Origin of the sequence: Streptomyces corynorhini, assembly GCF_003346515.1 — a bacterium.
In the GTDB taxonomy this organism is placed as follows: domain Bacteria; phylum Actinomycetota; class Actinomycetes; order Streptomycetales; family Streptomycetaceae; genus Streptomyces; species Streptomyces corynorhini.
Genome location: NZ_QQNA01000172.1, coordinates 1 through 8080, shown reverse-complemented (window position 1 = coordinate 8080; position 8080 = coordinate 1). Strand labels below are relative to the sequence as shown.

General features: G+C 68.4%; 7 protein-coding genes, 1 tRNA gene and 2 pseudogenes. 5 read left to right on the top strand and 5 right to left on the bottom strand.

Going from position 1 to position 8080, the window contains the following annotated elements; translation table 11 throughout:
* Positions 1–86 precede the first annotated feature (86 nt).
* Positions 87–1370, top strand: a complete 1284-nt coding sequence (locus DVH02_RS21400; protein ID WP_114625442.1) for an AAA family ATPase — start codon at positions 87–89, stop codon at positions 1368–1370.
* Between the two features lie 21 nt (positions 1371–1391).
* On the opposite strand, the gene DVH02_RS21395 is transcribed toward DVH02_RS21400, so the two are convergent.
* From DVH02_RS21395 to DVH02_RS36310, 3 genes are read right to left on the bottom strand one after another with little or no spacing between them, the layout of a single operon-like run.
* On the bottom strand, positions 1392–2240 hold the full coding sequence (locus DVH02_RS21395; RefSeq protein ID WP_114625441.1) for a helix-turn-helix domain-containing protein: 849 nt from the start codon (positions 2238–2240) through the stop codon (positions 1392–1394).
* 14 nt (positions 2241–2254) lie between these two features.
* Positions 2255–2770, bottom strand: a complete 516-nt coding sequence (locus DVH02_RS21390; RefSeq protein ID WP_114625440.1) for a DUF6879 family protein — start codon at positions 2768–2770, stop codon at positions 2255–2257.
* Positions 2742–2975 carry a hypothetical protein gene (locus DVH02_RS36310; RefSeq protein WP_407697659.1) on the bottom strand — a complete coding sequence of 78 codons (234 nt, stop codon included), beginning with the start codon at positions 2973–2975 and terminating at the stop codon, positions 2742–2744. The genes DVH02_RS21390 and DVH02_RS36310 overlap by 29 nt, the downstream gene beginning before the upstream one ends.
* Before the next feature lie 598 nt (positions 2976–3573).
* On the opposite strand from DVH02_RS36310, the gene DVH02_RS21380 reads away from it, so the two are divergent.
* Positions 3574–3783 carry a DUF397 domain-containing protein gene (locus DVH02_RS21380; protein ID WP_114625439.1) on the top strand — a complete coding sequence of 70 codons (210 nt, stop codon included), beginning with the start codon at positions 3574–3576 and terminating at the stop codon, positions 3781–3783.
* Between the two features lie 715 nt (positions 3784–4498).
* Here the strand turns inward: DVH02_RS21380 and DVH02_RS21370 are convergent.
* A complete protein-coding gene (locus tag DVH02_RS21370) occupies positions 4499–6133 on the bottom strand; it encodes a recombinase family protein (RefSeq protein WP_158575925.1) in 1635 nt (544 codons plus the stop codon).
* Positions 6134–6221: 88 nt separating this feature from the next.
* Between DVH02_RS21370 and DVH02_RS21365 the strand changes: the two genes are divergently transcribed.
* The 3 genes and pseudogenes from DVH02_RS21365 to DVH02_RS21355 all read left to right on the top strand — a co-directional run bounded on the left by DVH02_RS21365 (position 6222) and on the right by DVH02_RS21355 (position 7484).
* Positions 6222–6572: a hypothetical protein gene (locus DVH02_RS21365; protein ID WP_114625436.1), complete on the top strand. Its 351-nt coding sequence runs from the start codon at positions 6222–6224 to the stop codon at positions 6570–6572.
* A gap of 116 nt (positions 6573–6688) precedes the next feature.
* Positions 6689–7420 (top strand): annotated as a pseudogene (locus DVH02_RS21360) (hypothetical protein).
* A tRNA-Lys gene (locus tag DVH02_RS21355) sits at positions 7411–7484 on the top strand. The pseudogene DVH02_RS21360 and the gene DVH02_RS21355 overlap by 10 nt, the downstream one beginning before the upstream one ends.
* 151 nt (positions 7485–7635) lie before the next feature.
* On the opposite strand, the pseudogene DVH02_RS21350 reads toward DVH02_RS21355, so the two are convergent.
* Positions 7636–8080: pseudogene (locus tag DVH02_RS21350) on the bottom strand (M6 family metalloprotease domain-containing protein); the annotation flags it as partial.

The following is an 8080-nucleotide window of genomic DNA, read 5'->3' as shown; positions in this document are numbered from 1 at the left end:
CCCCCGCCCACACCTCCACCTCCACCTCCACCCACGCCTCCGCCGCCGCGGATCCCGCCGTCGCCGCCACCCGCGCCACCGACGCGATCCTCCGCGACACGCTCCACAGCCCGCACCGGGGCGTGGTCGTCGACTCGCCCCCGGGAGCGGGCAAGTCGACCCTGGTGGTGCGGGCGGCGCTGGAGCTGGCGGCGGCGGGGCGCCCGCTGATGGTGGTCGCGCAGACCAACGCGCAGGTGGACGATCTCGTCGTACGGCTGGCCGAGAAGGACCAGGACCTGCCGGTCGGCCGACTGCACAGCAACGACCCGGACCCGTACGACAAGGCGCTGGACGAGCTGCCCGCCGTACGCAAGTCCGCGAAGGCCGCCGATCTCGCGGGCCTGGACATCGTCGTGTCGACGGCCGCGAAGTGGGCGCACGTACAAGGGGTCGAGCCCTGGCGGCACGCGATCGTCGACGAGGCGTACCAGATGCGTTCGGACGCGCTGCTCGCCGTCGCCGGTCTCTTCGAGCGCGCGCTGTTCGTCGGGGACCCGGGCCAGCTGGACCCGTTCAGCGTGGTGGGGGCGGAGCAGTGGGCGGGGCTGTCGTACGACCCCTCCGCGAGCGCGGTCTCCACGCTGCTCGCGCACAACCCCGAGCTGCCGCAGCACCGGCTGCCGGTGTCGTGGCGGCTGCCCGCGTCGGCGGCGCCGCTGGTGTCGGACGCGTTCTACCCGTACACCCCGTTCCGCAGCGGCACCGGCCCCGGCGACCGGCGGCTCACCTTCGGGGTGGCGTCGGACGGCTCGGGCCCCGACCGGGTGCTGGACGAGGCGGCCGAGTCGGGGTGGGGGCTGCTGGAGCTGCCGGCCCGACTCACGCCCCGGACGGACCCGGAGGCGGTACGGGCGGTGGCGCTGGTGGTACGCCGCCTACTGGACCGGGGCGGGGCGGCCACCAGCGAGCGGGCGCCGGACCCGGTACCGGTGACGGCGGACCGGGTCGCGGTCGGCACGGCCCACCGCGACCAGGCGGCGGCGGTCCGCGCGGCACTGGCCGACCTGGGGGTGACCGGGGTGGCCGTGGACACGGCGAACCGGCTCCAGGGCCGGGAGTTCGACGTGACGGTGGTCCTGCACCCCCTGTCGGGCCGCCCGGACGCGACGGCCTTCCACCTGGAGACGGGCCGCCTGTGCGTCCTCGCCTCCCGCCACCGCCACGCCTGCGTCGTGGTGTGCCGGGCGGGCGTGGCGGAGCTGCTCGACGAACACCCCTCGACGGAACCGGTGCAGCTGGGAGTGACGGTGAAGTTCCCGGACGGCTGGGACGCAATGTTTACCACATACCTTCACTTCCTGGAGCACCGTGTGTCCTGGCGTCCCTGAGCTGCGATGACGCGCAGGCAGTCAGTCCAGGGACGCCAACGCACCCGCTATGAGAGAACGTGCAGCCGCTCCCCTCACGGCTTCCTGTGACAGCCGTTCAAAGGCCCGGCTGTACAGCTCAACCTGGCTGGGCTGCGTGAGGGTGGCGGCAGCGTCCAGGGTGTCCGCGTGCGCCCTGGTGTCGTCGAAGATCGTGAAGGTGGGCATTGGCCACACGGCTCGTTGAGCTGAGAACGGAATGAGCCCTACGGCAACGTTCTGGAGATCCATAACCCCGAGCAGGTGACCAAGCTGTGCCGCCATCGTCTCGGCGCTGCACAGCCGGTACCGCAACACCGACTCCTCCAGTACGAACGAGAACCGGCGTACGCCATTGCTCAGCACCTCGTTACGCCTCATGCGGGCCGCCACAGCATCGCTCACGTCGTCCGGGGTCCCCCGGAAGTCTGCGATCGATGACAGCAGGGCAGCGGCGTATCCGGGTGTCTGGAGGAATCCGGGGATCACGTCGGAGACGTAGACCCTGAATATCTTTGTTTCTTGGTAGAGATCCCCAGTCGACTCCTGCAAACGGCGGAGACCGCTTCGCTGGAGTCGCCTCCACTGCACATGAGCGTCTGCGGACTGCCTGTTGGCAGCGATCAGGTCGGGGGCCTGGTCGTCAGCGGTGCAGGCCCGGCACCACGCTTTGATATCCGCGTCGGAGGGAGGGGTCTTGGCATTCTCGATACGGGACGACTTCGACTCTGACCAACCGCACCTGACGGCCAGCTCCCGCCCGCTGATCCCCGCGTCCTTCCGGATCTCGCGCAGACGACCGGCCAGCCCTTCGCGGGCCTTCTGAACGCGTGAGGAGGGGTGCAGGGGCATGGGGCTGGCTTTCGTCAGATCTCGTACAGGTGGTGCGGGATCGCTCGCTCCCAGACCGCTTCGAAGGCGGCGGAGCACAGCTTCACGGCTTCCGGGTCTGCCGTGATCTCGTCCTCCACCACCACGCCGTCACCTGAGAAGTGGTGCACCCGGAGTAGCGCACCATCGAACAGCCAGAAGTCATTCCCCGGCAAGGGGATACTCGTGGCCCGTCGTCGTGGCAACCACCGCACTTCCTCGCCCGCCGTGACGTTGGCGCGGGTGACGTGGTGCTCCCAACGGATGTAGTCCGATACAGGCTCGGAGACCACCCGGGCCCGGCGGATCGCCACGTCCCGGGCCACGGTGTCCGTGATCAACTGGTCGTAGGGGTGCCACCAGGATTCGCGGTCCTCCCAATTGATCCGCTCGCCCCGCTTCCATGCCTCGAACCGGTCCGTCGGGGCGTAGGAGTCACGCAATTCCAGGTGAACGGCGGACCGCTCGCACTGACCAAGCAGCTCAGCGAAGCTGGGCACGCTCGACGGCATCACACGCCTCCCTGATCATCGGGATCATCCGGGCCGGAATCCTGACGATGGCTTCGCTGTCGGGTACCGAGCCGTTCGCGGGGCTGCTCGCCTCGCACTCCGCCTGAGTCTCGGTGCTCGGCTTCCACCCCTGCAACAAGATCTCCTGAGCTTCCGCTCTCGTCTCTCCGGGGTGCTCGGCGTCGGCGGTGTACTCCTGGTGCAGAAGTCTGACTCTGGCGCGGAAGGCGCCGACCTTGCACCGGGTTCTGCTCTGCGATGGCCCAAGTGCGAGTGCGGCAGCCCGAAGTGCCCCGACTATGAGCCACCGGCCGAACCGCTATCCGAACCCCTGTGCACCAGGGTCGCCGAGGCCAACAGGCGGAGTCGTAGAGGTGGGCTGTGACCCCTGCGACCGTGACGAGACCAGCCAGGACGTGCCAGGCCCGGAAGGCCCTGCCGAAGGCAACAGCGACGCTTCCCGTGCCCGCGACCTATTGCGGGGTGTGCACTGGGCACCGTTCGATCTGGTGTCCCGACTGTTTCGGGTTCGAGGGGTGTCGGACCTGCCGCCGCACTTACAAGGTGCCCTGCCCTGCCTGTGCGGGCGGCACGTTGGAACCGATCAGATGGTGAGAACCCACGTCTCCGTCCCTGCCGGACGTAACCGAATTGGGACCCCGTACCCGTTCGGAAATCCCGGCAGGGGCGGCGCACGCCCCCGCCCCGGTGGTGGAAAACCCTGGACAGGTCGAGCGGCCGGGGCGGGTTGCACAACGGCACGGGGACCGCTTCCCCGCACGCATGGCGAAGGGATACGCACGATGGCCACAGTTCCCGAATTCGAGTTCCGCACGTCGAGCGCGTGCCAGTACAACAACAACGACCCCCGGTGTGTGGAGGTCGCGACCAACATTCCTGGCAAGGTGGCGGTCCGCAGTACTGTGACCGGTCGGACGGTCGAGTTCACGGCCGAGGAGTGGACCGACTTCCTGAGCGGTGCCAGGCTCGGGGAGTTCGACGTAGCCGCGTAAGGGAGTCGTCATGGAACAGTGCCCACGGTGCGGCGGAAGCGCGGAACCCGACCCTGAGCACGTCGGCGTGATCCGCTGCATGTCGTGCTGGCAAGTGTGTGCACTGCCCCAGGAACGCCCATGCCCCGGTCACCGCCCGGTTCTCATAGCGGCACTTCGGACCCTGGAAGAGTCCCGGGACCTCCGCCGTTGAGCAAGCAAAGGAACGCCCCCACCAAATGGCGGGGGCGTTCTTTGGTTTGATTCGAGCGGTCAGAGCAGAGCGCGGAACGGGTTGTCGGCCGGATCGGAAACGGGAGCAACCGACCGCTTCGCCGGTTCCGGTGCCGGGCGGTAAGCGTCCATCTGTACGACCGTGGCGCAGTGCCGCTCACGCTCCGCGCTGGTCGGCTGCGCCTCTGCGTAACGGGAAGTGTTCCGCTTCTGGACGCTGTCCGTGCTGGCCGGCAGCGGCACAGAGTCACCAGAAGTGTCACCGCGGAGTGAGAAGGATGCGGGCGTACCGGCGGACGATCCGCCACAGCGGCTGGGCATCCTCGGAGAGCGTGATCACGCGGGGTGAGGTTCCCCTGCACAACGCGGGAACCCTCACATCGTGAGTCGCAGCAACCAGGCGACGCGACCACGGAGTATCAGTCATTCACACTTCCTACAGTAAACAAAGGGAAGGACCCCGGAACAAGCCCGGGGTCCTGGGAGGGGTCAGGCGGAATGGCTACGACTCCGGGTCGAAGTCATCCCTGTACGTCTCCTGCTTCAGTTCCTCCAAGTCAGTCATTTGCTGGACCAGCTCATCAAGCATGTTGCAGAAAGCCGCGTAGGCACCGCGCTCGTACTCTTCACCGTCACTGGACGCCCAGGTTCCTTGCAGAGCATCGCTCGCCCGCTCCTGAAGATCCTTCGGGGTAATGAGACCGACAGAAAGCCCGGTCTTGGGGCTGCCCACGAGAAAGATCCGGAAGCCAGCCTTGCGGAGGAAGGAACCGCGTTCCTTCCATTCGGCCATCTGCTGCCACTTTGCGCGATACGTCTGGCCGGTGCTCGTCTCCTCCCAGCGGCCGGGGACGAAGGGCTCCTCCTTGAGAGTCTCCAGGTTGTCCGCGTGGCGCTCCAGAGTCGTCGTGAGCGCTGTGACGGCAGCAGCGGAAGAGGCTTGAGCAATGGCCTGGGAAAGGTTCTCCATGGCCGCCTCCAGCTCCTTGATCTGACCCCTGTTGTCCTTACCGGGGACGTACGAGCGCTCAGTTATGTAGTGGTCTCCCAGCTTGGAGAGGAACGAGTCCTCTACGGCTCGGTAGATCTCTTCCTGTGGCCGCGATGTGGAGAACTGGCACGCCTCACCGTTGGACCAAGAGGCACAGCGGAAGTACTTGTGCTTCTTGGTCTCCCCTGTCCGCAGCGTCACCAGAGAGCTGTTCTCGTACATCTTCATGCCGCAGGGGCAGTACAAGACTCCCGCCATGGGGGACGCATTCGACTTGATCCCCGCCCTGTACTTGCCCAGGTCGGCGACGGCGATCTGGAGCTTGTCGAACTCGTCGTCCGTCAGGATCGGGTCAGCCCATCGGACGGGCAGTCCGTCCCTGAGCAGCGGCTCACCCTTGTGCATGGCCACGCCCTTGAGCGTGGGCTTCTTCAGCATCTTGCCGAGGGTGGACGTGCTCCACTTGGTCCCCTTGATGTGCGTCTTGACGCCCACCTTCTTCGCTTCGGCGTTGATGCTCCGCTGGTAGTCCTGGGATGTCAGAACCCCGCGCGGGCAGTGGCACTGCGGCGTCTCGCTGCCTTGGTCGACGCAATCCGCGACGTGCCGGGGACGAGAGTTCCAGTCAGTGCAGAGCTGCCCCATGGACCATCCCTGCTCCGCAATCCGTTCGTACGCTTCCCGGATATGGGGGCCTGTCAAGGGGTCGATGACGAGCTTGAACCGCTGCTTTCCGTGGTGATCCACCAGGACAGGGCGGTAGCCGAAGGGCCACGTCCCCCCGCCCCACAGGCTTGCGTCCCGGTAGTACTGCGTCTGGTTCCGACGCTTCCTCACGATGGCTTCGCGGTACTCCTGAGCCTGGGTCGCCTTGATGTAAGCGATCATCCGGCCGGTGGGCGTGTGGATGTCCAGGCTCGGGTCATCGAGACAGACGATTTCCTTGCTGCCCTTGTGGCAGCGCTCCGCGAACCTGTCCCAGTGGTGCTGATCCCGGGTGATCCGGTCCAGCGACGTGACCATGACCGCGTCCCACTCGTGCCAGAGCGGGTCTTTCATCCAGCGGCCCAGCTTCGGCCGGTCGTCCAGGTTGACCGCGCCGGAGACACAGACAGCCTCCAGGCCGAGTCCGGACACCCGGAGCACAGCCGCTGCCTCCGAGGCCCACTTGCGCGCGGTTGGACAATGGATGGTGGCCCATGGGGCCGGTACACGCACGAGCAGGAGGAACCACATGGCGGATGCCGAGCGGAGCGAGCGGCGGCTGCGACCCGCGCCGCTGCTCTTCGAGCCCTCGGAGGCGGTCGCCGACCCCGAGCACTTCTTCGATCTGGAGTCCCTGGAGGATCCGGCCGAGCTGCTGGCCAGAGCGACCGAGCTGACCCTCGCGTTCCGCGCGGCCACGGACCGGGCGGTCGAGTTCCAGGCCGTCGCCGCCGCGCAGCTCGCGGATCCGCGCCGCTTCGACCGGCTGACGACCGCCGATATCGCGCGGCGGGCGGAGTGGACCGAGGACTATGCCAAGAAGATGGTCGAATTCGGCCGGGAACTGCTGAGCGGCGAGGGGCTGGCGGGGCTTCCGTAGCCCCAGGCCACGCGTGTGGCATATGCCGGGATGGAGGTTACGCCTCCTTGTGTCACCTGTCCCGGTTTTCGCGAACTCTCGGGAACAGGGTCGTTACTCCCGGTAGATCTGGGGTCATGAGCGCATGGCGACGAAACGACCCCACCCCGAGTTCCGGCGCGTTGCACGCTGAGCGCCGCTCCGACATCTTCGGCCTCCTCCAGGACGAGAGCCGCCATCAGACCGCGTACGTCACCCCGGCCGGCGCGCGCTGGCTCGCCTCCGCCGGGCCGTACCCCCGCTCCACCCTGTCCCTGTGGGACGCCGGACCGACCACGCCGAACGTGCTGCCCTGCGGTTCCGTGTTCGACGTGGTGAACGCCCCCTCGATGTTCGGCCGCCGCATGCTGGACCGGCTGTGGTCCGACGGGCCCGGTTCCGGACCGGTGGCCGAGTACCGGGGCCGTACGCTGCTGTTCGCCGCGCCGGGCACCGCGCAGCGGCTGCCGTCGCTGCTCTCCTGGGAGGAGTGGGGCGGCGGCGCGGGAGCCGGTGGCCCCGGCGGGCGGGAGACCGCGCCGCCGCCGCTGCTCTGCCACGGCGCGGGCGACGCCGTGACCGTACCGCCGCTGGTCCCGGGCCCCGCGGCGGGTCCGCGCTGGGTGGTCGCTCCGGACACCCTCCAGCCGTGGCTGCCGGGTCCCGAGGTGCTGCTGTGGGCCTGCGTACGGGCCGCCCGCTCCCTGCCGCACACCCCCACGCGCACCGCCCTGACCACCTGAAACAGCTCCGCGAGCGGCCCGCGGACATCGATTTTTCCTACCGCCGATCCGGGTGCTAAGGTCTACGACGTCAGCAGGCGCCGCTAGCTCAGTTGGTTAGAGCAGCTGACTCTTAATCAGCGGGTCCGGGGTTCGAGTCCCTGGCGGCGCACCGACAGAAGGAAGCCCCTCACGCGAGTGAGGGGCTTCCTTCGTCTGCCCTTCGTCTGCCCTTGGCCTGCCCTGTTCCCGGCGCGTTCCCGGCGGCGCGTTCCCTGCCGTGCCCCCTGGCCGTTTACCCCTGGCCTCCCCGGCTCCGCGCCTCAGACGCCCGGGGTGACCTTGACCGTCCAGGCGCCCGTGGCCGTCCGGTCCTCCACCTGCACCCGGGTCCGCTCCCCCGGGACGGTGAAGGTCTCGCCGACGCCGAGCGGCGCGTTCGCCAGCTGCGGGTAGACCGACCGGTCCCAGCAGGCTTCGCTGCCCGGGTGGGTGTCCACCACCTCCACCGGTCCGCCGCCCGAGGCGGTCGAGCCCCGTACCCGGTAGATCAGCACGCCCTCGGTACAGGTGTTGGCGTCGTTGCCGACGGCGGCGCGCGCCTCGATGGCCAGCACCGAGTCCTTGCCGGTCCTGACGACCGCGAGCCGCGTCCCCGTACTGCCGCCGACGGAGCGCGGGGCGGAGATCGGCTCCAGGGTGAGCAGGCTCGTACCGGTCGGCGCCACGCAGCGCACCTGGCGCCGGTCGAGCCAGCCGAGCTTCCAC

What these genes read in the sequence shown, in the direction of transcription:
- DVH02_RS21365 (WP_114625436.1), top strand. Translation starts at nt 6,222, where the DNA reads ATGGCGGATGCCGAGCGGAGCGAGCGGCGGCTGCGACCCGCGCCGCTG.
- DVH02_RS21390 (WP_114625440.1), bottom strand. Translation starts at nt 2,770, where the DNA reads ATGCCGTCGAGCGTGCCCAGCTTCGCTGAGCTGCTTGGTCAGTGCGAG.
- DVH02_RS21380 (WP_114625439.1), top strand. Translation starts at nt 3,574, where the DNA reads ATGGCCACAGTTCCCGAATTCGAGTTCCGCACGTCGAGCGCGTGCCAG.
- DVH02_RS21395 (WP_114625441.1), bottom strand. Translation starts at nt 2,240, where the DNA reads ATGCCCCTGCACCCCTCCTCACGCGTTCAGAAGGCCCGCGAAGGGCTG.